Origin of the sequence: Streptomyces vastus, assembly GCF_039532825.1 — a bacterium.
GTDB lineage: Bacteria > Actinomycetota > Actinomycetes > Streptomycetales > Streptomycetaceae > Streptomyces > Streptomyces vastus.
Genome location: NZ_BAAASJ010000002.1, coordinates 60,332 through 79,384 on the forward strand (window position 1 = coordinate 60,332; position 19,053 = coordinate 79,384).

Genomic DNA, 19,053 nt, shown 5'->3' on the forward strand with positions numbered 1-19,053 from the left:
TCGGCCACCGCCCGGTCCCCCTCACAAAAGAACGCTTCACGGAGCAAGGAACCCCCGATGACCATCCACGCCGACAAACCCCGACTCGATCCCGCGACCCTGCGCGACCTGACACGGAACGGCGAAGGCCCGCGCCTGCTGGACGTGCGCACGCCCGGCGAGTTCCGCACCGCCCACATCCCCGGCTCCTACAACGTCCCCCTCGACACCCTGCGCGAACACCGCACCGAACTGCTGCACCACCTCAACGAGGACGTCATACTCATCTGCCGCTCCGGCGCCCGCGCCGCCCAGGCCGAACAGGCCCTGGCCGAGGCCGGACTGCCCAACCTGCGCGTCCTCGACGGCGGCGTCACGGCGTGGGAGACCACCGGAGGCCCGCTCACCCGCGGCCCGGAACGCTGGGACCTGGAACGCCAGGTGCGCCTGATCGCCGGATCCATCGTGGTGGTCACCGGCGTCGCGGGCCTGTTCCTGCCCGGACTGCACCTGATCAGCACCGCCGTCGGCGCCGGACTGACCGTCGCCGCACTCACCAACACCTGCGCCATGGGCATGCTGCTGGCGAAGCTGCCCTACAACCGCGGCCCGCGCACCGACCTCGACACCGTCGTCACCGCCCTGCGAGACTCGTCATGATCGCCCTGATCATCGCGGCGTCGCTGCTCATCGGCGTCAGCCTCGGCATCCTGGGCGGCGGCGGGTCCATCCTGACCGTGCCCATCCTGGTCTATCTGGCCGGCATGGAGACCAAGGAAGCCATCGCCACCTCCCTGTTCGTCGTCGGCGTCACCAGCGCCGCCGGAGTGGTCTCGCATGCCCGTGCCGGACGTGTCCGCTGGCGGACCGGGCTGCTGTTCGGTCTGGCCGGCATGACCGGCGCCTACGCGGGCGGACGACTGGCCGAGTTCATCCCCGGCACCGTCCTGCTGCTCGCGTTCGCCCTCATGATGATCGCCACCGCCGTCGCCATGATCCGCGGCCGTCGCGGGGCACCCAATAAGGTCCATCACGAACTCCCCGTGTTCCACGTCTTGTTGGAGGGCGTCGTCGTGGGCCTGGTGACCGGTCTGGTCGGCGCGGGCGGAGGCTTCCTGGTCGTCCCTGCCCTCGCGCTGCTCGGCGGGCTGCCGATGACCGTGGCCGTCGGCACCTCGCTGCTGGTCATCTCCATGAAGTCCTTCGCCGGGCTGGCCGGTTACCTCGCCAGCGTGCACATCGACTGGGGGTTCGCCGCCCTCGTGACGGCAACCGCCGTCGTCGGCAGCGTGATCGGCGGCTTTCTCGCCGGGCGCATCGCACAGGACGCGCTGCGCAAGTCCTTCGGCTGGTTCGTCGCTGTCATGGGCGTCTTCGTACTGAGCCAGCAGATCAGCTCCGACCTGCGCCACACCCTGCTGACCAGTCCGTGGACCTGGGCCTCCGTGGCCGCGGCGGCGGGGGTCCTGTTCAGCTGGTACATGCTGCGCAACGCCGAGCGCACACGGAGCCTGACCAACGACGTATCAGCGCCGTCCATCGAGGAAGACGCACAGACGGTCCCCCACCCCACAGGTGCGGCCACCATCCGCAGCGGCAGCGGTACCGCGCCATCGCCGCACGACGCGTAGCGGCGCCTCCCGAACCTCCGACGAACCCGACCCCTGGAGGTGTCCGGTGACGGACGAGACAGAAGCCGTGAGAGAAGTCGTGAACCTCGTGACCGAGGAAACGGACTCGTGGGCCGAGGTGCTCAACCGGCCCCGGCGGGCCCAGGGACAACTGGCCGCGGTCATCACCATGATCGAGGCGGAGCGGGACCGCAAGGAAGTCGTCACCCAGCTGGCCGCGGTCTCCCACGCCCTGGACCGTGTCGGCTTCAAAGTAGTGGCGGGCGGCATTCGCCAGTGCCTCACCGAACGTCAGTGGGGACGCACTCCTCCACTGAGCGAGGCCGAACTGGAGAAGCTGTTCCTGACCCTCGCCTGACCCTCGCCTGACCACCCGGACCCCATATATCAGGGGGTATGAAGGTGACCTCTCTCCCCGTCCTCACCGACTGGGCCGCCCCGCCGGGCAGCCGCTGCCCCGACACCCGGCCGGCCCACCGACACCAGCGGCAGAGCAACGCGCCCGCCAGGACGTCCAGACGCGGCTCGAGCGCCGATTCCCGGATGTCCCGTCCGAGACGCTGGCAACCACGGCGGCGGAGTCGTTCGTGCACTTCGCCGACGCGCGCGTGCGCCACTACGTTCCCGTTCTGGCCTTCAAACGCGCCTCGCGGCAACCGTCCGGCCGCTTCGACACCCGAGACGGTGCAGGCGGTGCGGCATGAGACCGACACCTAAGTGCGTCATCGACCGGTCCCGCCCCTGCAACGCCTGCATCGCCCCGGACCCCAGCAGCTGTCCCTACCCGTATCTGCTCGCCGGGGACGACACGGAGGACCCGGACGACGGCGACAGTTCGGACGCGGACTCCACTCACCCGGAGGAATGAGGTGCACACGATGGACGCAGCAGGCTGGGACGAGCGGTATCGCGGCAGCGAGCTGGTGTGGAAGGCGGAGCCCAACCGGTTCGTCGCCCAGGAGTTGGCCGGTCTGGAACCGTCCGGGCGGGCGGTGGACCTCGCCGCCGGGGAGGGGCGTAACGCGGTCTGGCTCGCGGAGCGGGGCTGGGAGGTGGAGGCCGTGGACTTCTCCGCCGTAGGACTGGAGAAGGCCGAGCGGCTGGCCGCCGACCGGGGCGTCCGGCTGCGCGCCGTCCAAACCGATCTCACGCTCTGGGCGCCCCCGGAGGCGACGTACGACCTCGCCCTGATCGCGTATCTGCACCTACCGTGGCCGGAGATGGCCCAGATACTGACCCGGGCCGCCACCGCCGTGCGCCGAGGCGGAACCCTGCTGCTCGTCGGCCACGACGCGGCCAATCCCGAGCGCGGCCACGGTGGCCCGCAGGATCCGCGCGTGCTCTACAGCCCCGGGCAGGTGGCCGATCTGTGGCGGCCGTACGCCGACATCCTGCGGGCCGAGGCGGTCACCCGGCCGGTGACCACCGCCGAGGGCGGAAACCGTACGGCCCTCGACGCGCTCGTCCACGCCGTTCGGAGATGACACCCGCGGGCCGTGCGCGGGTCAGCCCGGTGTTCCGGGCTTCGTCGCCAGGTACCAGTCGGTGAGCTTGACGCTGTCGTCCGCCAGCCTGGCATCCAGTTCCGCCTGGGTGCGCGGGGCGCCCAGGACGACGTCCTCGCCGGGGTGCCAGTTGGCGGGGCAGGACACGCCGTCGCGGTCGTAGGTCTGCAGGGCGTCGACGAGCCGCAGGATCTCCGGAATCATGCGCCCGGCGTTCAACGGGTAGTAGAGCACCGCCCGTACGGTCTGCTCCGGGTCGATGACGAAGACGGCGCGTACGGCGGCGGTGCCGGACGTGTTCGGGTGGAGCATGCCGTAGGCGTGCGAGACGCGCATGTCCAGGTCGGCAATGATCGGGAACGGGATCCGCACCCCCAGCTTCTCCTCGATCGCGCGGGCCCAGGCGAGGTGGCTGTGGACGGAGTCCACGGAGTTGCCCAGCAGGGCGGTGTTGCGGGCGGCGAACTCGTCGGCGAGTTCGGTGAAGGCGACGAACTCGGTGGTGCACACCGGGGTGAAGTCGGCCGGGTGACTGAAGAGCACCAGCCACCGGCCGGAGTAGTCGGTGAGCCGGACGAGGCCGTAGGTGGATTCGGCCTCGAAGTCCGGTGCCCTGTCGCCGATGAGAGGCAGACGGGCGTACTCGGCGGGCTCGGTCGGCTGGTCGGAGACGGTCATCGGAGGATCCCTTTCGGACGATCACGGATTCGGATACCCCCTAGGGTATTTTCACGACCCTGACCCCTGAAGGTCCGCACGGCCTGACATTCACCCCCCAGCGGCCCTTGCACCTGTTGTCCGACGAGACTCTCCCCGCATCGCACGGGAACACCCAGGCGGGTGCGGGCGGGGGCGGAACAATTCGGCCTCGCATCGCGCTGCTCCTTATACCCCCCGAGGTATATGAATCACAGACGGCGCCCGGGGGCCGCGACCGGACCCGGCGAAGGAGCGTGAGCCCGATGGCGACAGCAGGACATGACCGACCTGCCAGGACAACCGAGGACACATGTCTTGTGACGACCTGCGGGCGCAGGATCGCTGTGCGGTGTCTGCGGCTCGCTCCCGCGGACCGTCCCATCACCCGGGTCACCCTGGACGTGGGCCAGGACCAGGGCGGCGAGCCGGGAGTGTGGGCGGCGCTGACCGCCGACGAGGCCCGCGACCTGGCTCGTCTGCTCCTCGCGCACGCCGGCCTGACCGAGCGCGGCACCGCGACCCTCGGGTCGCCACGGAAGAGCGGCCCTTCCTTCTGACTTCGGTGACGGGCACGTCACTCCAGGATCCGCAGGTATTCGCGGTCGCCGAGGAGTTCCAGACGGCGCCAGAGCACCGGGTTGTCGGACGACTGGCCGGCATGACAGGCAATGGCACGATACTGGCGCTCCCGCGGCACCGGCTCGACGACTCGGCACGCGGCCGGGTCACGCCCGGTGAAGGACGTGCCGAACTCGGCGTTCAACCGGTCCGCCACCTCCTGGGGCAGGGTCCAGCCCAGCTCCGCGATCCCGGCCCGGCGGGCGGCGAACCGCGCCGCGCTGGTGGCCAGTTGGTGGTCCGGTGTCCGGTGACGCCCTCCGGGTCGAACACGAGGAGGTGGCTGGGGCGCTGCTCACCGATCAGACGGGCCGTCTCCGATGCGAGCCGACGCCGGGGGACATCGCTGAGACCGCCGTCCCAGTGACCGGCCAGTTCCACCCGCTCGACACCCAGTTCCCGTGCGGCGCAGGCGAGTTCGCCCGCGCGGACGGTGTGCAGATCGCCGGGCCTGCCGTGCAGGGTGGACGCCTCATCATGGGTGAAGCAGAGCACCGCCGTGGGCACGCCGACGTCGGACAGCAGGGCCAGCAGTGCACCCAGCCCGAACGACTCGTCGTCGGGATGGACGACCACCGCCGGCACGCGCCGCACTCCGCCCGGCAGACCGCGCCCCGAGTCAGTACCGGTCATCTCAGGTGTAGATGATCTGGCCACCGGCCGCGTGCTCGTAGAACTCGCCGACCGTGATGATGTCCTGGGCCTGGTCGACCAGGTCGTCCTTGTCGAGTTCGAAGAGGTCCACGGACGCCTTGCAAGCGTAGATGCCCGCTCCGGTGTCGGCGATCATCTCGATGAACTCGGGGATCGGCGGGATGTCGAGCTTGTCCATCTTGCGTTCCATGTACCGGGTTACCAGGTCGGGCACGCCCGGCATGCCGCCCAGCAGGGTGGGCAGGTGCAGGCCGGGGTTGCCGACGGTGGCGAGCTTGATGTGCTCCCAGCGCTTCTTCGTGATGGCGTCGAGGCCGAAGAAGGTGAAGAACAGGTCGGCCTCGATGCCTTCGGCGCGGGCGCCGTTGGCCATGATCAGGGCCGGGTAGATCCCTTCCAGGGATCCCTTGGAGACGATGATCGAGACCTTTTTGATCGTTGCGGTGTCGGCCATGACGGCACGCTCCTCGATGGCAGGGACGATGGCGGAGACATCAGATGCAGCCGCGCGGCTTGGGAATGCCGGCGATCTTCGCCGCGGTCTTGGCGGGGCCCTTGGGGAAGAGCTGGTACAGCTCCTTGACGCTCACCCCGGAGGTCTTGCCGAGCACCCGCACGGTGGGGCCGGTGCCCTTGGCGGCGTACTGGTCGCGCATGAAGCGGATGACCGTCCAGTGCCGGCCGGTCAGCTCCTCGATGCCGCTCTCGTGGGCGATCTGCTCGGCCATCGGCTCGCTCCACTGCGCGGGGTCGGTGAAGAAGCCCTCGTCGTCGACGGGGACGGCGCTCTCGCCGTAGGTGACTGTGGGCATGGCTGCTCTCCTTCGTTCAGTCGTGGACGTGTTGCTTGCCGCGCTCGGGCATCGCCGAGCCGATACCGGGCATCTCCCGGCCCGGCAGCAGGCTGTGCCAGTACAGCCACTCGAAGGCGAGCTTGCCGAGGTGGTTGGCGTGCGACTCCTTCAGCAGCGGCAGGCCGACGGGGCCCGGGAAGTGGCCGGGCAGTGGCTCGGTCTCGTAGTTGAAGTCGATGAGCAGCGCCTTGTGGAAGCCCGTCTCGACGAAGCAGTTGGTATGCCCGTCGAAAGAGGCGTCGAGCGGCTGCCCGGCGAGGAAACGGGCAATGTTGTGCACCAGCACCTCGCCCTCGAAGTGGGCCACCGAACCGGCCTTGGAGGCGGGCAGGCCCGCCGCGTCGCCGATCGCGAACACCTCGGAGAAATCCGGGTGTTGAAGGGTGTGGGGGTCGACGGGGACGAAGCCCAGCTCGTCACCGAGGCCCGAGGAGCGCCCGACGTATTCGGCGCCGCCGTGCAGCGGCACGACCACGGCAAGGTCGAAGGGCACCTCGCGTTCGTCGTACGACACCAGTCGGCCGCCCGTGCCGTCGACCTCTCCGAGCGTGAACTCGGTGACCAGGTCGATGCCCTTGTCCGCCAGCAGTCCGGCCAGCGCCTTCGCCGCGACCGGCTTGGTGAAGGCGCCGTCCAGCGGGGTGGCATAGGTCAGTTGGACCTTGTCGCGGATGCCGCACCGCTGGAAGTACCAGTCGGCGAGGAAGGCGAACTCAAGCGGCGCTACGGGGCACTTGACCGGCAGGTCCGCCACGTCGATCACGACGCGGCCGCCCTCGAAGCGCTCCAGGGCGTGGTGCAGGCCCACGGCGCCGGGCAGGTCGTAGAAGGTGAAGACGTTCTCGCCCCAGCCGGGACCGGTCAGCCCCTCGGTCTCCTCCGGCAGCAGCGTCGCTCCGGTGGCGACGACGAGGACGTCGTAGGTCAGCCGGACGCCGCCGGCGAGATGCACCGTCCGTGCCTCCAGGTCGACTCGCTCGATCCGCGCCTGCTTGTAGTCGATGCCGGCAGGCAGTTGCCGCGGACGGGACCGGACGAGGTGGTGCGGCTGGGCGAGCCCGAACGGCACGAACAGCAACCCCGGCTGGTAGAGGTGGTCGTCGTCCTGATCGACGACCGTGATCCGGTACTCACCCTCGTCGTACATGCGGCGCAGGCGGTTGGCCGTCATGGTGCCGGCGGTTCCACCGCCGAGAATCACGATGTGTTTGCCCATGCCCCCACTGTTGTGCGGGAGATGAGGGCGGGGCATGGGCCACAGGTCCCCATTCAAGTACCCACCCGGGTATGTCTTCCACCCACTCCGTCGACCCCTGCGACCCCCTCACCCCGCCGCGAACCTCCTGGTAAAATACCGGGCAGGGTATATCACTACGCCAGCTCCCACGAGGGCCGAACGGCCCCCGGCGCACCCCGTCGGCCTCTCGATTCGTCGCACGGTGCGCGGTCGACTGGGATCCGTCAGCAGTCGACACCAGCGGGAAGGGCCCGGCCATGACCGGCAGCACACCACACACCCTGAGCACGAACCGGCCACCGTCCATGGACGTGCACAGTTTCGAGGTCGCCCACGTCGAAGGCGATGCCTACACCGTGGACATCCGCGGGCACCGTCTCCAGGTCGACCAGCCCATCGAGGCCGGCGGCACGGACACCGCGCCCACCCCCACCGAACTGTTCGCCGCGTCCCTGGCCACCTGCGTCGCCTTCTACGCGGGCCGCTTCCTCCACCGGCATGGCCTCAGCCAGACAGGACTGCGCGTCCGTACGGAGTTCACCATGGCCACCGACCGCCCCGCCCGGGTCGCCTCCCTGCGCGTCGTGGTCATCCCGCCGCCGGAGCTCCCCGAGCAGCGCCGTACGGCCCTGCTGGCCGTGGCCTCGCACTGCACGGTGCACAACACCCTCCATCAGCCGCCCGAGATCGAGATCGAGCTGGAGCCATGAGCACGTCCCTGGCGCCGGCCGCGTCGGCACTGCTGGAGCGCATCCGGGGCGGGCTCATCGGGGACGACGAGGTGCTGGACGGCCCGTACGGCCCGAAGCGGATCGTCTACGCCGACTACACCGCCTCCGGCCGCTCACTGGCCTTCGTCGAGGACTTCGTCCGCGAACAGGTGCTGCCCCGCTACGGCAACACGCACACGGAGAGCTCCAGCACCGGTCTGCAGACGACCCGACTGCGCGAGGACGCCCGCCGGATCATCCGTGACGCGGTCGGCGGCACCGAGGAGGACCTCGTGATCTTCTGTGGTTCGGGCTCCACCGCGGCGATCAACAAGCTCGTCGGCATCCTGGAACTGCGCCGCCCCGAGAAGCCGCCCGAGGCCGAGCGTCCGGTGGTCTTCGTCGGGCCGTACGAACACCACTCCAACGAACTTCCCTGGCGGGAGTCGATCGCCGACGTCGTGGTCATCGACGAGGACGCGGACGGTCACATCGATCTCGGTGAACTGAAGGCGCAGTTGGTCCGGTACGCCGACCGGCCACTGCGCATCGGCAGTTTCTCCGCCGCCTCCAACGTCACCGGCATCCTCACCGACACCGACCGCATCACTGGAGTGCTGCACGCGTACGGCGCCCTGTCGTTCTGGGACTACGCGGCGGCGGCACCGTACATCCCGCTCCGCGTCGCGGAGAGCGAACCCGGCACGGGCGACCACAAGGATGCGGTCTTCCTGTCCCCGCACAAGTTCGTCGGCGGCCCGCAGACCCCGGGCGTGCTCGTCGTCCGCCGTGAACTGGTCCGCAACAAGGTACCCACCGTGCCCGGCGGCGGCACCGTCGCTTTCGTCGACCCGCTCGGCCACCGCTATCTCGACGACCCGGTCGCCCGCGAGGAGGGCGGCACCCCGGCCATCGTGGAGTCCATCCGCGCCGGCCTGGTCTTCGCCCTCAAACAGGCCGTCGGCACCGACTCCATCCAGGCGGCCGAGGAGCGCCACTGGCGGCACGCGCTCGCGCGCTGGGACCGCAACCCGGGCATAGAGATCCTCGGCAACCACCATGCCCGCCGCCTGTCCATCGTCTCCTTCCGCATCCGCCACGGCGACCACGCCTACCTGCACCACAACTACGTCGTCGCCCTGCTCAACGACCTCTTCGGCATCCAGGCCCGCGGCGGCTGCTCCTGCGCCGGCCCCTACGGCCACCGCCTGCTCGCCATCGACACGGCCACCTCGCACGACCTGCTCGAGGAGGTCGTCCACGGCTGCGACGGCATCAAGCCCGGCTGGACCCGCGTCAACTTCAACTACTTCATCAGCGACACCGTCCGCGACTACCTCATCGACGCCGTCGACCTGATAGCCACGCACGGCCACCGGCTCCTGCCCGACTACCGCTTCGACCCGCACACCGGGCAGTGGCGCCACCACGCCGGCGTCACCGATCCGCCGCTGCGCCTGACCGACGTGCGCTACACGGCGGACGACCGGCTCAGCGCCCCGGCACACCGTCACCGTCGGCTGGGCGAGGAGGCACTGGCAGGTCAACTCGACCGCGCCCGCGAGGTGTTCACCGCTCGTTCCGGCCGTCTCGACGACGGCCCCACCGGGCTGCCGGCCGACTTCGAGCGCATGCGCTGGTTCCCGCTGCCGCCCGTCTGCCTGGAACAAATCCGGACCGGCAACGGTTGAACCGTATACCCGAATACCCCACTGGGTATATGAGATGAGGCCGGAAGCCATGCCCACCGTGGAACTGACCAAGGACAACTTCGAGGAGACCGTCACCGGTACGGAGATCGTGCTGATCGACTTCTGGGCGGCCTGGTGCGGACCGTGCCGGATGTTCGGTCCCGTCTATGAGAAGGCGGCCGCGCGCCACCCGGACATCGTGTTCGGCAAGGTCGACACCGAGGCACAGCCCGAACTCGCCGGGGCATTCCAGATCTCCTCCATCCCCACTCTCATGGCCGTCCGCGACCGGACCGTTCTGTACTCGCAACCGGGCGCGCTGCCGCCGCAGGCCCTGGAAGAGCTCATCGGCAAGATCCGGGCCGTCGACTTGGACGACGTGCGCCGGAAGGCCGCCGCGGGCTCGACGGGAGCGAACTGACGTCCAGGGGGCGCCCATGAAGTCTCCGCGGGCGCCCTGGAACGCGGGTTCAGCGGCTGCGCAGAGCGGCCAGCGCGGCGTCGAGATCGGCCGCGCGCGGGCGGTTGTGCGGCAGCCTGCCGAGCACGACCGCCATGCCGCAGGTGTTCGTGAGGGCGGAGAAGACCAGGCCGCCCGCGACGCCGGCCGAGAGCAGCAGGAGAGCCGGATGCACGAGCAGGCCGAGCAGGAGACCGAGCAGGACCAGGCTGCCGGCGGTGAAGCGGACCTGGCGTTCCATGCTCCAGCCCGCCCGCGTGTCGCAGGCGGCCGGGGTGTGCAGGTCGTGCCCCTCGGCGGCCCAGGCGCCGGTGCCGCCGGCGAGCGTGGCCGTGGTGATGCCCTGTTCGGCCAGCAGCTAGCAGGCGTTCTCGGAGCGGGTTCCTGAGGCGCATACCACCAGGACGTCACCGCGTCCGGCGGCGTGCCGCATCTCCGGCAGGGCGCGGCGGACGTGGTCGAGCGGAATGTTCAGGGCGCCGGGCAGGTGGCCGGAGGCGTACTCGGCGGGCGTGCGCACGTCGATGACGGTGAGCTCGTGCAGCCGGGTGTGGGCCTGGTCGGTGGCGAGGGCGACAGGGACGGGGGTGTTGGTCATGGCAGGTGTGATCCTTAATGGTCCTTGATGGTCGACGCCGTCCCGAACCGGGACGTACAGTACCCCTAGGGGTATTCTCTTCGAGGAGTGGTCGTGGAACTGGAGCTTGAGGGTGCGGACCTGAAGTCCGTGCTGAACCGGCTGCGCCGTGCGCAGGGCCAGATCTCCGGTGTGATCCGGATGATCGAGGAGGGGCGTGACTGCGAGGACGTCGTCACGCAGCTCGCCGCAGCCTCCCGCGCTCTCGACCGGGCCGGTTTCGCGATCATCGCGACCGGCATGCAGCAGTGCATGACAGACATCGAATCCGGCCGCAAGAACGGCGAGGACGCCCAGCAGATGCGCACCCGCCTGGAGAAGCTGTTCCTGTCGCTGGCGTGAGGACTCTCGCCACGGCGGCCGTCACAGCGCTGCGTCGATCAGCATGAAGGCCGCCACCGCCAGCAGCACCAGCGCGAAGATCCGCTGAAGCGTGTGTCCCGAGATCTTCGCGGCCAGCCGCTTGCCGTCCCAGGTGCCGAGGATCGCGGCCCCGACGAACGGTCCGACGACCGCCCAGTCCAGCCCCTCGACCGTGCCGGCCCGGGTCGCCAGCGCGGCCAGCGAGTTGACGGTGATGACCAGCAGGCTGGTGCCCACCGCGTTCCGTATCCGCATGCCCAGCACGCCCACCAGCGCCGGTACGGCGAGGAAGCCGCCGCCGACACCGAGGACACCGGTGACCGCGCCGAGCCCGCCACCGGCGACCGCCACCCGCCCCGGCCGCACCGTCACGGCGCCCTCCGCGGCCGGCCGGGACCGCAGCATACGCAGGGCGGCTACGCCGGCGACCACGGCGAAGGCCCCCGTCAGTACGGCCGCCGGGATACGGGTGGAGAGCGCGCCGCCCAGCATCGCCGGGCCGATCCCGGCCGCCGAGAACAGCAGTCCCGTACGCCAGCGGACGTGGCCGTCACGGGCGTGCGCAATCAGCGCGGTGACCGAGGTGAGCGTGACGATGACCAGACTCGCGGTCGTCGCCCCCACCGGGGTGAAGTCGAGCAGGTAGATCAGGGCGGGAACGGCCAGCACACTGCCGCCGCCCCCGAGCGCGCCGAGCGCCAGGCCGATGACCGCGCCGGCGGCCAGGGCGAGTATGACCGCGCTCACGCCACGGTGCCGTTCCCACCGCGTGCGTCCACCACCGGCAAACCCGCCCCCGCCCAGTCCCCCATCCCCCCGATCACGTCCACGGCCTTCACGCCGCGGGTGACCAGCAGTTCCGCGGCCCGCCGGGACCGGTTGCCGGAACGGCAGATCACGACCAGGGGCCGCGCCTGCGCCTCGGCGGGCAGCCCCGCCCCTGCGGCCAGCGCGGACAACGGCAGATGCACGGCGCGCGGCGCATGCCCCGCCTGCCACTCGTACGACTCGCGCACATCCAGCAGCACGGCGTCACCGCCGCTGTCGACGGCGTTGCCGTGGCCGGTGCGCGCGGCCGCCTCCTGCACAGTCACGCGACTCGGACCGCCCCGGTCTCGTCGGAAGATGCTCATGTCGGTGTCTCGCTCCTGTTTCCATGTCGGCGGTGAAGATCCGTGGGACGTCTGCAGCGCGTCCGATGCCGTCAGGGGGTCCGGAAGGTGAGTCCCGCCTTCTCGGCCGCGTCGAAGGAGTCGTCCACCGCGACAACGGCACGACCGGCGGCATCCAGCAGCGAGGCGGCGATGGCAGCCCGCATGCCGCCCGCGCAGTGCACCCACACCTCACCGTCAGGAACCTCCCCGAGGCGGCGGTGCAGCGCGTGGACCGGGATGTGGACCGAGCCCTCGATGTACCCGGCCGCCCGCTCCGAGCCGCGCCGGACGTCGAGGACGACGACACCCTCCGCCGGGTGCCGGCGGGCGAGATCACCGAACGTGGCGCGCGGGAAGGAAGCCTGGGCCTCCTCCTCCCGGACCCAGTCGCCGGGTTCGCCGGTGGCCGCGGCAGCAGGGCGGTCGATTCCCACGCGGACCAGCTCGCGCTGGGCGGTGGCGAGTTGCTCTGGCGACTCGGCGAGCAGCGTGACCGGCTTGCCCCACGGGATCAGCCAGGCGAGATAGGGGGCGAGCTGACCTTCGGCCTCGAAGTTGAACGAGCCGGACACATGCTCCGCGGCGAACGCTATGCGGTTGCGCAGGTCCACCACCCACTCCCCCGCCGCCAGCCGGGCTGCAATCTCCTCGGCGTCGGCGACGGCGGGCGGCGTCAGATCGACAGGCGCGGGTCCGGCCGCATTGGCAGGGCCCATGTGTGTGTAGTAGGCGGGGATGTCGTCGAGGCCGGCCAGCAGGTCGGCGACGAAAGTGTCGACGTCCCTGGTGAGGGCTTCGTTGGACGCCTTCTCCTTGCCGATGGTCGTGTCGCTGCCCTCCGCCTGGGAGGACGAGCAGAAGCTGCCGAATCCGTGCGTGGGCAGCACTGCCGTGTCGTCGGGCAGCTCGGCCGCCAGGCGGTGCGCGGAGGCGTGCTGGGCGCGGGCCAGCTGCCCCGTCAGCCGCGGCTCGACCAGGTCCGGGCGGCCCAACCGTGCCGATCAGCAGCGAGCCGCCGGTGAACACCGCGACCGCCGTGCCGTTGTCCTCCAGCACATAGGAGGTGTGGTGCGGGGTGTACCCGGGGGTCGCCACGGCGCGCAGGGTCAGGCCCGCATCCGAGTCGATCTCCGTACGGTCGCCGTCGTGTACCGGTATCGACGCGAAGGAGACCCTGGCCCCGGCAGGGACGAGATAAGACGCACCCGTGATCCGGGCCAGCTCCAGGCCGCCGGTGACGTAGTCGTTGTGGACGTGCGTCTCGACGACGTGCGAGATCAGCACCCCACGCCGGGCCGCCGCCGCGATCACCTGATCCACGTCACGGGGCGGGGCGACCGCCGCCGCCGTCCGCTCGCCGCCCGCCAGGTAACTACGGTTGCCGAGCCCGGCCACCTCGATCGTGTCGACGAAGAACACGAGGTACTCCCTTCCAATGAAGGATTACCCCTGGGGGTATACTTACGACCGTAACACGAGTACCCCAGGGGGTATTTCCAAGCGCAGGGAAAGCCCCGGCAAACACCTCATGAGTACCTCGCACACGGCCGGACACCCGGTCCGCACCACGCGAGCCGACACGAAAGCAGGACCACTGCCATGCGCTACGACCGCACCGTGCACCTCGACACCGACTTCGCCACCGCAGTCAGCCGCGTCCGCGAGGCCCTCGCCGAGCAGGGCTTCGGCATTCTCACCGAGATCGACGTCACCGCCACCCTCAAGGCGAAGCTCGACCACGACATGGAGGACTACGTGATCCTCGGCGCCTGCAACCCGCCCCTGGCCCACCGCGCCCTGGAGACCGACCGCGCCATCGGCCTGCTGCTGCCCTGCAACGTCGTCGTCCGTCGCGACGGCGACCGCACCGCCGTACAGGCCCTCGACCCGAACACGATGGTCGCACTCACCGAACTCGACGCCCTGCGCCCGGTCGCCGAGGAGGCCACCCGGCGCCTCGACGCCGCCCTCGCCTCCCTCACCGCAGCCGACGCGCACAACTGACGGAACGCCGAGCGAGCGCATGCATCCGCTACCGACCGCGTGCCGACTGCGGGGTGTACGGGCGGTCGAGCCGTCCTCGCCCGGATGACCCGCGAGCCGGTGGACGAACGGCTGGAAACACGTCCCCGCGCCCGACTGGTATCCGAGTGGCGAGGTGATACCAGCCACTCGACACCTCGGACCACGGCGCCGACCCCTGTGGCCCGGTCGGGCCGCGCTCCCGGTTCCAACGTGCGTGCGACGAGGCAGCAGCACGCACTGTCGCCGGCGAGGTGCGGTGGCCCCCCGGAACCGGAGTCCTCGCCCCGTGCCGACGGCCCCGGTCCGCGCGACCTGGGCCCGAGAGGTCCGCGAGGTTGAGACTTCCGGCATTCGAGCGTCATCCGAGCGTCAGAATTCTGGATTCCACATCGCCTCATCACCCGTGAGACCCGCGCCAGCCCTTGAGTTGCAGCTCAGACCGTTCTGCACAAGCGAACCCCAGCCGACGCATTCCGCGAGCGAAAACAAGACAAATCACCCGGTCGGGTTACAAAACAGCAGGTCAGAGACCCTTCTCGGCAGGCTCAAGGATAGCCACGCACTCCACGTGCGAGGTCATCGGGAAGGCGTCCGAATAAGCCCAGTCAATGAAAGCTGCAGCTCAGAGGCCGCTTGGTGAGCCTCTGAAGGTGCGTGCCAAGGCCCGGAGCGTCAAACAAGCGTCAACGCCTACCTGCTCCTTGATACTCCCTGCAGGCTCGGCCCTGACCGGTCAGCGGCACGGGGCAGGTCGAATCACTTCCAGGCTTGGGGTACCAGGTCCGGCGCGGCATCGTCCCCGAGGTGCCACGCCGCAGGAGTGGACTTCTGAGCCGGTCACGGCGCTGGAACTGGTCAATGCCTGTATCCCCGACCGCTACCAGCACGCCTCGCCGGCCATTGCCGGATGACGGCCCTGCGCATCGCGAGCTGTGCGCTGCCGTCGGCCCTGACGTCCGGGCTGACGTGCGATGCGCTTCAGCGCTCCAGGACGATCACTTCGTACCCGGCGCCGACGACGAGCTCACCGCCGGGGGCAACCACCGACCCCAAGTCGTGACCGCGCCGACCGTCGGCCGTCCGGTCGTCACGCGTCCGCGCGATGTGCCGCGCCGTTCCACGGCCGGGTCCTCACCAGGAGATCCGCGAGCCGACCAGGCGGTCGGCCGACGCCCGCCCCAACAGACCACATCTCTCAGGCACACCGGCAAAAGGGAGAAGCACCCCCATGAGTACCTATCTGGCGGACAAGGCCGAGGACTTGTCCGTGCAAGGCGTTTCCGCGGCGTTCACCTACCGGCGGATGGGGCCACAGGGCGGCGTCCCCCTGGTCCTGGTGAGCGGCTTCCGCGGGACCATCGACTCGTGGGACCCGGAGTTCCTGGATCTCCTGGCCGCCGGCCACGACGTGATCCTTTTCGACAACGTCGGGATCGGCTACACGACTGGCGAACCGCGCGACTCCGTCGAAGGATTCGCCGACGGCGCCATCGAGTTCATCGAGGCCCTCGGCCTGGCGCAGGTCGCGGTCTCGCCCGTTACGCGCCTGGCGAGGTTGTCGTCGAGTCGATGTGGATCAGGGCTTGGGGCCGGCGGGGCGGGGCTCGTACGCACGGGCCAGACGTCGGCGGAGTCTGTCGGCCCACTTCAGGTTGCCCTTCTCGGATCTCCTGCACGCTGCGCACTGGTGACCCCTGCCGTGCGTGCACGGTCGCGGCGCCGGGCCCGCGAAGGGTGGGGACATGACCCAGAGCCTCATGGTCTTGCGCATGCATCCGCGGCACGCGACCGCGCTGGTACGGGCCCTGCCGGCGCTGACGCACCACCAGGTGGCTCGGTGACCGATGGTCTCCCCGCACCGATCACGTGATGAGCTGCGCGAACACCTCAACGACTCGTCACACCAGGGCCGTTGACCTGCATGAACCACGATGGAACTTCCTTGTTCCTTGAAAGCGTGGCTCAGCGGCCCGGGAGAGACCTCGTCCGTGATCAACAGAAATCCCAAGTCGACTTGGGCACTTGACGTGTTGCATGCAACACATCACACTCAACCCATTCGCACGGATCGGACAACAAGGACAACAGGAGGTCCGATGGCGCCGACCAAAGTGCATGTCCTGGACTGCGGGGCCATGAGTTGCGATTTGTCCTGGCTGCTGCTGAAGCCGGGCCGCACCATGCGCTCCCGCGCCGACCGCGACCGGCCGGTCGAGTGGTATCCCTGCACGACCCACGCCGTTCTCGTGGAGACACCGGAAGGCACACTTCTCTGGGACACCAGCTGCCCGCGCGACTGGGAGACCCGGTGGGAACCGACCGGGCTGCAGGAGTTCTTCCCCTACGACCAGGTGAGTGACGATCAGTACCTCGACGCCCAGTTGGGCCGGCTCGGCGTAAGCCCCGAGCGGCTGGACTACGTCGTGCTGTCGCACCTTCACTTCGACCACGCCGGGAACGTGAACATGTTCGCCGGCACCGGCGCGCGGCTGGTGTGCCACGCGGAAGAACAGAAGTGGGCCTTCGGCTACGAGGGCGCCTTCAACGGGGCACACCTGAAGGCGGATTACGAGGGACTCGACTTCGAGACCGTCTCGGGCGACACCGAAATCCTTCCGGGGGTCACCCTGATCGAGGCCCCGGGGCACACACCGGGGACCATGGCGATGAAGGTGGACCTGCCGGAGACCGGTTCGATGATCTTCACGTCGGACGCCGTCTACATGGGCGACTCCTACGGACCCCCTGCCATACCGGCGGCCATCGTCAACGACCTGTCGGCCTGGTACGGCTCGGTCGAGAAGATCCGCGGCCTGGCCGAGCAGTCGAACGCCCAGGTCGTCTTCGGTCATGACGCCGAGCAGTTGCGCTCCATGCGCCGGGCCCCGGACGGCTACTACTCATGATTCCGGACACGTCCACGGAGACGGTTTTCACCTACGGTTCGCCAGCCCTGAAGTTCGGGGCTGGAGCCAGCGATGAGATCGGGTTCGATCTGGCCCGCCTGGGGGCGAAGCGGGTCCTGATCGTCACCGATCCCCAGATCGCCGCCACCGAGCACCCTCAGCGGGTCGCCGAACAGATGGCGAAGTTCGGTGTCGAAGCCCATGTGTTCGACGGCGTACACGTCGAGCCCACGGACGCCAGCCTGCGGCAGGCCATCGACCATGCCCGAGGTTCGGGGCCCTGGGACGCGTTCGTGGCCGTCGGCGGCGGTTCCAGCATCGACACCGCCAAGGCCGTCAACCTGCTCACCACCAACACCGGTGAGCTGATGGACTACATCAACGCGCCCGTGGGCGCTGCCAAGGCCCCCGCCCAACCGCTCAAGCCGCTGGTCGCGGTGCCCACCACGACCGGTACCGGTTCGGAGAGCACCACGATCTGCGTGCTGGACGTGCTCTCGCTGAAGGTGAAGACCGGCATCAGTCACGCCTCGCTGCGGCCCACGCTGGCTGTCGTGGACCCTGCGCTCACGGTCACCCAACCCCCCGAGGTCACCGCCTCGTCCGGGATGGACATCCTCTGCCACGCGCTGGAGAGCTACACCGCTCGACCGTACGACTCCTACGACCGCAAGACTCCCGAGCAGCGGGTGCCCTACTGCGGTGCCAACCCCATCTCCGACATGTGGTCCGAGCAGGCGCTCCGACTGCTGTGCCGCTCGTTCCGGTCGGCGGTGCGCGACGGCGAGAACGTGGCGGCGCGCGTGGACATGGCACTGGCCGCGACGATGGCCGGACTGGGGTTCGGCAATGCCGGAGTCCACATCCCGCACGCCAACGCCTATCCGATCGCCGGGCGGGTCAAGGAGTTCCGGCCGCCCGGCTACGCGGTGCACGAGCCGATGGTGCCCCATGGCATGTCGGTGTCGCTCACCGCACCGGAGGCGTTCAGGTTCACCTTCTCCGCCCGGCCGGAACGGCACGTGCGCGCCGCCGAGTTGCTGGACCCGACCGCCGACAGGCCGAAGGACCTCGCCGACTTCCTGCCCGCCATGCTGACGGAACTCATGCAGGACATCGGCATCCCGAACGGTATCGGCGGCGTCGGTTACACCTCGTCGGACGTCCCCGACCTGGTCGAGGGGGCGATGAAGCAGCAGAGGCTGCTCGCCACCGCTCCCCGGCCGGTCACGGACGAGGACATCGAGCGGATCCTCGTCCGCTCGCTGGACAACTGGTGAGGCGGCCATGGCCATCTACGATCTGAAGTGTCCGTCCGGCCACCGCCACGAGGTCATCCAGTCCTTCACCGCGCCCATGCCGGACTGCCCGGTCTGCGGAGCGCCGACGTCCAAGGTTCCCAGCGTCTTCGGTCTCGCGGGCACCGCGAAGCTGCCGCCGTCCGCGGAGTCGATGCCACAGACCTGGCGTGGCACCTACGAGGGCGATCGGGACTACGTGACCCACCTACGGCGCACGGCCGAGGCCCGCCGGCGTCTGGAGGACGCCCACCCGGAGCTGGCCGGCGACCGCCGGCCGATCGTGGCACACGAGGGACGTTTCGAGCAGCGACCGCTGCGGGCCGGCGACCCGATGCCCGGCGTGGGCGCTGGAGAAACCCACGTCCACAGCCACCCCCACACCCAGACTCACGGCCACGGCCACGGCCACACGCATGGTCCCGGCCACACGCACGGTCAGCCACCCGGCCAGGGCGGCGAACCCGCCCCACCCTCGAGCCAGTGACCGGTCGCGCACAGCCCGACGACCGATCTCCCCCATGTGGCCGCCAGTGCAGCCGACTCCGACAGCCGGCACCCCGTCCTTAGCCACCCCCGCCCCTGGGACGCACTGCTTGCCCACATCACAGGCCCCCCACGAGACATCAGGA

The 19,053-nt window shown here is 69.7% G+C and carries 26 protein-coding genes and 1 pseudogene; 16 read left to right on the forward strand and 11 right to left on the reverse strand.

The genetic code is table 11. From position 1 onward, the window contains the following. The first annotated feature begins 57 nt into the window (after window positions 1–57). From ABD357_RS00810 to ABD357_RS00830, 6 genes are all read left to right on the forward strand, one after another. Window positions 58–639 carry a rhodanese-like domain-containing protein gene (locus ABD357_RS00810; protein WP_344386775.1) on the forward strand — a complete coding sequence of 194 codons (582 nt, stop codon included), beginning with the start codon at window positions 58–60 and terminating at the stop codon, window positions 637–639. Further along, window positions 636–1,610 (forward strand): sulfite exporter TauE/SafE family protein, encoded by a 975-nt coding sequence (locus ABD357_RS00815; protein ID WP_344386776.1) that lies wholly within the window; start codon window positions 636–638, stop codon window positions 1,608–1,610. Before ABD357_RS00810 ends, ABD357_RS00815 begins: the two co-directional genes overlap by 4 nt. An 88-nt stretch (window positions 1,611–1,698) precedes the next feature. Beyond that, on the forward strand, window positions 1,699–1,968 hold the full coding sequence (locus ABD357_RS00820; RefSeq protein WP_344386777.1) for a metal-sensitive transcriptional regulator: 270 nt from the start codon (window positions 1,699–1,701) through the stop codon (window positions 1,966–1,968). 94 nt (window positions 1,969–2,062) lie between these two features. Beyond that, the gene (locus ABD357_RS44475; protein ID WP_425584715.1) at window positions 2,063–2,314 is read left to right on the forward strand and encodes a three-helix bundle dimerization domain-containing protein; all 252 of its coding nucleotides are present in this window, start codon (window positions 2,063–2,065) and stop codon (window positions 2,312–2,314) included. Continuing rightward, the gene (locus ABD357_RS00825) at window positions 2,311–2,478 is read left to right on the forward strand and encodes a hypothetical protein (protein ID WP_344386778.1); all 168 of its coding nucleotides are present in this window, start codon (window positions 2,311–2,313) and stop codon (window positions 2,476–2,478) included. Before ABD357_RS44475 ends, ABD357_RS00825 begins: the two co-directional genes overlap by 4 nt. Before the next feature lie 10 nt (window positions 2,479–2,488). Beyond that, window positions 2,489–3,094 (forward strand): class I SAM-dependent methyltransferase, encoded by a 606-nt coding sequence (locus tag ABD357_RS00830; protein ID WP_344386779.1) that lies wholly within the window; start codon window positions 2,489–2,491, stop codon window positions 3,092–3,094. A 21-nt stretch (window positions 3,095–3,115) separates the two neighbouring features. Here the strand turns inward: ABD357_RS00830 and ABD357_RS00835 are convergent, their stop codons facing one another. After that, window positions 3,116–3,793 (reverse strand): peroxiredoxin, encoded by a 678-nt coding sequence (locus ABD357_RS00835; protein WP_344386780.1) that lies wholly within the window; start codon window positions 3,791–3,793, stop codon window positions 3,116–3,118. Between the two features lie 338 nt (window positions 3,794–4,131). On the opposite strand from ABD357_RS00835, the gene ABD357_RS00840 reads away from it, so the two are divergent. Continuing rightward, window positions 4,132–4,371: a hypothetical protein gene (locus tag ABD357_RS00840; RefSeq protein WP_344386781.1), complete on the forward strand. Its 240-nt coding sequence runs from the start codon at window positions 4,132–4,134 to the stop codon at window positions 4,369–4,371. A gap of 17 nt (window positions 4,372–4,388) precedes the next feature. On the opposite strand, the gene ABD357_RS00845 is transcribed toward ABD357_RS00840, so the two are convergent. The 5 genes from ABD357_RS00845 to sqr are packed head-to-tail and all read right to left on the reverse strand — an operon-like array spanning window position 4,389 to window position 7,156. Then, window positions 4,389–4,577, reverse strand: a complete 189-nt coding sequence (locus tag ABD357_RS00845) for a hypothetical protein (RefSeq protein WP_344386783.1) — start codon at window positions 4,575–4,577, stop codon at window positions 4,389–4,391. Beyond that, window positions 4,574–5,065, reverse strand: a complete 492-nt coding sequence (locus tag ABD357_RS00850) for a PIG-L family deacetylase (protein ID WP_344386784.1) — start codon at window positions 5,063–5,065, stop codon at window positions 4,574–4,576. The genes ABD357_RS00845 and ABD357_RS00850 overlap by 4 nt, the downstream gene beginning before the upstream one ends. A gap of 1 nt (window position 5,066) precedes the next feature. Continuing rightward, window positions 5,067–5,540, reverse strand: coding sequence for a DsrE/DsrF/DrsH-like family protein (locus tag ABD357_RS00855; protein WP_344386786.1), 474 nt, complete (start codon window positions 5,538–5,540; stop codon window positions 5,067–5,069). A gap of 40 nt (window positions 5,541–5,580) precedes the next feature. Next, entirely contained in the window at window positions 5,581–5,898 is a 318-nt protein-coding gene (locus tag ABD357_RS00860) for a TusE/DsrC/DsvC family sulfur relay protein (protein WP_344386788.1), read from the reverse strand. Between the two features lie 16 nt (window positions 5,899–5,914). After that, window positions 5,915–7,156, reverse strand: coding sequence for a type III sulfide quinone reductase, selenoprotein subtype (gene sqr / locus ABD357_RS00865; RefSeq protein WP_344386789.1), 1,242 nt, complete (start codon window positions 7,154–7,156; stop codon window positions 5,915–5,917). A 278-nt stretch (window positions 7,157–7,434) separates the two neighbouring features. Here sqr and ABD357_RS00870 point away from each other — a divergent pair, with 278 nt between their 5' ends. The 3 genes from ABD357_RS00870 to trxA are packed head-to-tail and all read left to right on the forward strand — an operon-like array spanning window position 7,435 to window position 9,999. Next, on the forward strand, window positions 7,435–7,887 hold the full coding sequence (locus tag ABD357_RS00870) for an OsmC family protein (protein WP_344386790.1): 453 nt from the start codon (window positions 7,435–7,437) through the stop codon (window positions 7,885–7,887). Beyond that, window positions 7,884–9,578, forward strand: coding sequence for an aminotransferase class V-fold PLP-dependent enzyme (locus ABD357_RS00875; RefSeq protein ID WP_344386791.1), 1,695 nt, complete (start codon window positions 7,884–7,886; stop codon window positions 9,576–9,578). The genes ABD357_RS00870 and ABD357_RS00875 overlap by 4 nt, the downstream gene beginning before the upstream one ends. A 49-nt stretch (window positions 9,579–9,627) precedes the next feature. Further along, entirely contained in the window at window positions 9,628–9,999 is a 372-nt protein-coding gene (gene trxA, locus ABD357_RS00880; protein WP_344386792.1) for a thioredoxin, read from the forward strand. Between the two features lie 49 nt (window positions 10,000–10,048). Here trxA and ABD357_RS00885 read toward each other — a convergent pair. Next, window positions 10,049–10,636 (reverse strand): annotated as a pseudogene (locus ABD357_RS00885) (rhodanese-like domain-containing protein). Between the two features lie 93 nt (window positions 10,637–10,729). On the opposite strand from ABD357_RS00885, the gene ABD357_RS00890 reads away from it, so the two are divergent. Next, window positions 10,730–11,017: a metal-sensitive transcriptional regulator gene (locus ABD357_RS00890; RefSeq protein WP_266522632.1), complete on the forward strand. Its 288-nt coding sequence runs from the start codon at window positions 10,730–10,732 to the stop codon at window positions 11,015–11,017. A gap of 21 nt (window positions 11,018–11,038) precedes the next feature. Here ABD357_RS00890 and ABD357_RS00895 read toward each other — a convergent pair whose 3' ends face one another. The 4 genes from ABD357_RS00895 to ABD357_RS00905 form a co-directional block, all read right to left on the reverse strand. Next, window positions 11,039–11,785, reverse strand: a complete 747-nt coding sequence (locus ABD357_RS00895) for a sulfite exporter TauE/SafE family protein (protein WP_344386793.1) — start codon at window positions 11,783–11,785, stop codon at window positions 11,039–11,041. Continuing rightward, window positions 11,782–12,171 (reverse strand): rhodanese-like domain-containing protein, encoded by a 390-nt coding sequence (locus tag ABD357_RS00900; protein WP_344386794.1) that lies wholly within the window; start codon window positions 12,169–12,171, stop codon window positions 11,782–11,784. Before ABD357_RS00900 ends, ABD357_RS00895 begins: the two co-directional genes overlap by 4 nt. A gap of 71 nt (window positions 12,172–12,242) precedes the next feature. After that, on the reverse strand, window positions 12,243–12,626 hold the full coding sequence (locus ABD357_RS44480; protein WP_425584716.1) for a rhodanese-like domain-containing protein: 384 nt from the start codon (window positions 12,624–12,626) through the stop codon (window positions 12,243–12,245). Then, a complete protein-coding gene (locus ABD357_RS00905; protein ID WP_425584717.1) occupies window positions 12,526–13,611 on the reverse strand; it encodes an MBL fold metallo-hydrolase in 1,086 nt (361 codons plus the stop codon). The genes ABD357_RS44480 and ABD357_RS00905 overlap by 101 nt, the downstream gene beginning before the upstream one ends. A gap of 180 nt (window positions 13,612–13,791) precedes the next feature. Between ABD357_RS00905 and ABD357_RS00910 the strand changes: the two genes are divergently transcribed. The 5 genes from ABD357_RS00910 (at window position 13,792) to ABD357_RS00930 (ending at window position 18,908) form a co-directional block, all read left to right on the forward strand. Then, entirely contained in the window at window positions 13,792–14,196 is a 405-nt protein-coding gene (locus tag ABD357_RS00910; protein ID WP_344386795.1) for a DUF302 domain-containing protein, read from the forward strand. A gap of 1,249 nt (window positions 14,197–15,445) precedes the next feature. Further along, on the forward strand, window positions 15,446–16,087 hold the full coding sequence (locus ABD357_RS00915) for an alpha/beta fold hydrolase (RefSeq protein ID WP_344386796.1): 642 nt from the start codon (window positions 15,446–15,448) through the stop codon (window positions 16,085–16,087). A 226-nt stretch (window positions 16,088–16,313) separates the two neighbouring features. Next, window positions 16,314–17,123 carry an N-acyl homoserine lactonase family protein gene (locus ABD357_RS00920; protein ID WP_344386797.1) on the forward strand — a complete coding sequence of 270 codons (810 nt, stop codon included), beginning with the start codon at window positions 16,314–16,316 and terminating at the stop codon, window positions 17,121–17,123. Beyond that, a complete protein-coding gene (locus tag ABD357_RS00925) occupies window positions 17,120–18,403 on the forward strand; it encodes a hydroxyacid-oxoacid transhydrogenase (protein ID WP_344386798.1) in 1,284 nt (427 codons plus the stop codon). The genes ABD357_RS00920 and ABD357_RS00925 overlap by 4 nt, the downstream gene beginning before the upstream one ends. A 7-nt stretch (window positions 18,404–18,410) precedes the next feature. Then, entirely contained in the window at window positions 18,411–18,908 is a 498-nt protein-coding gene (locus tag ABD357_RS00930) for an FmdB family zinc ribbon protein (RefSeq protein WP_344386799.1), read from the forward strand. Window positions 18,909–19,053: the final 145 nt, after the last annotated feature.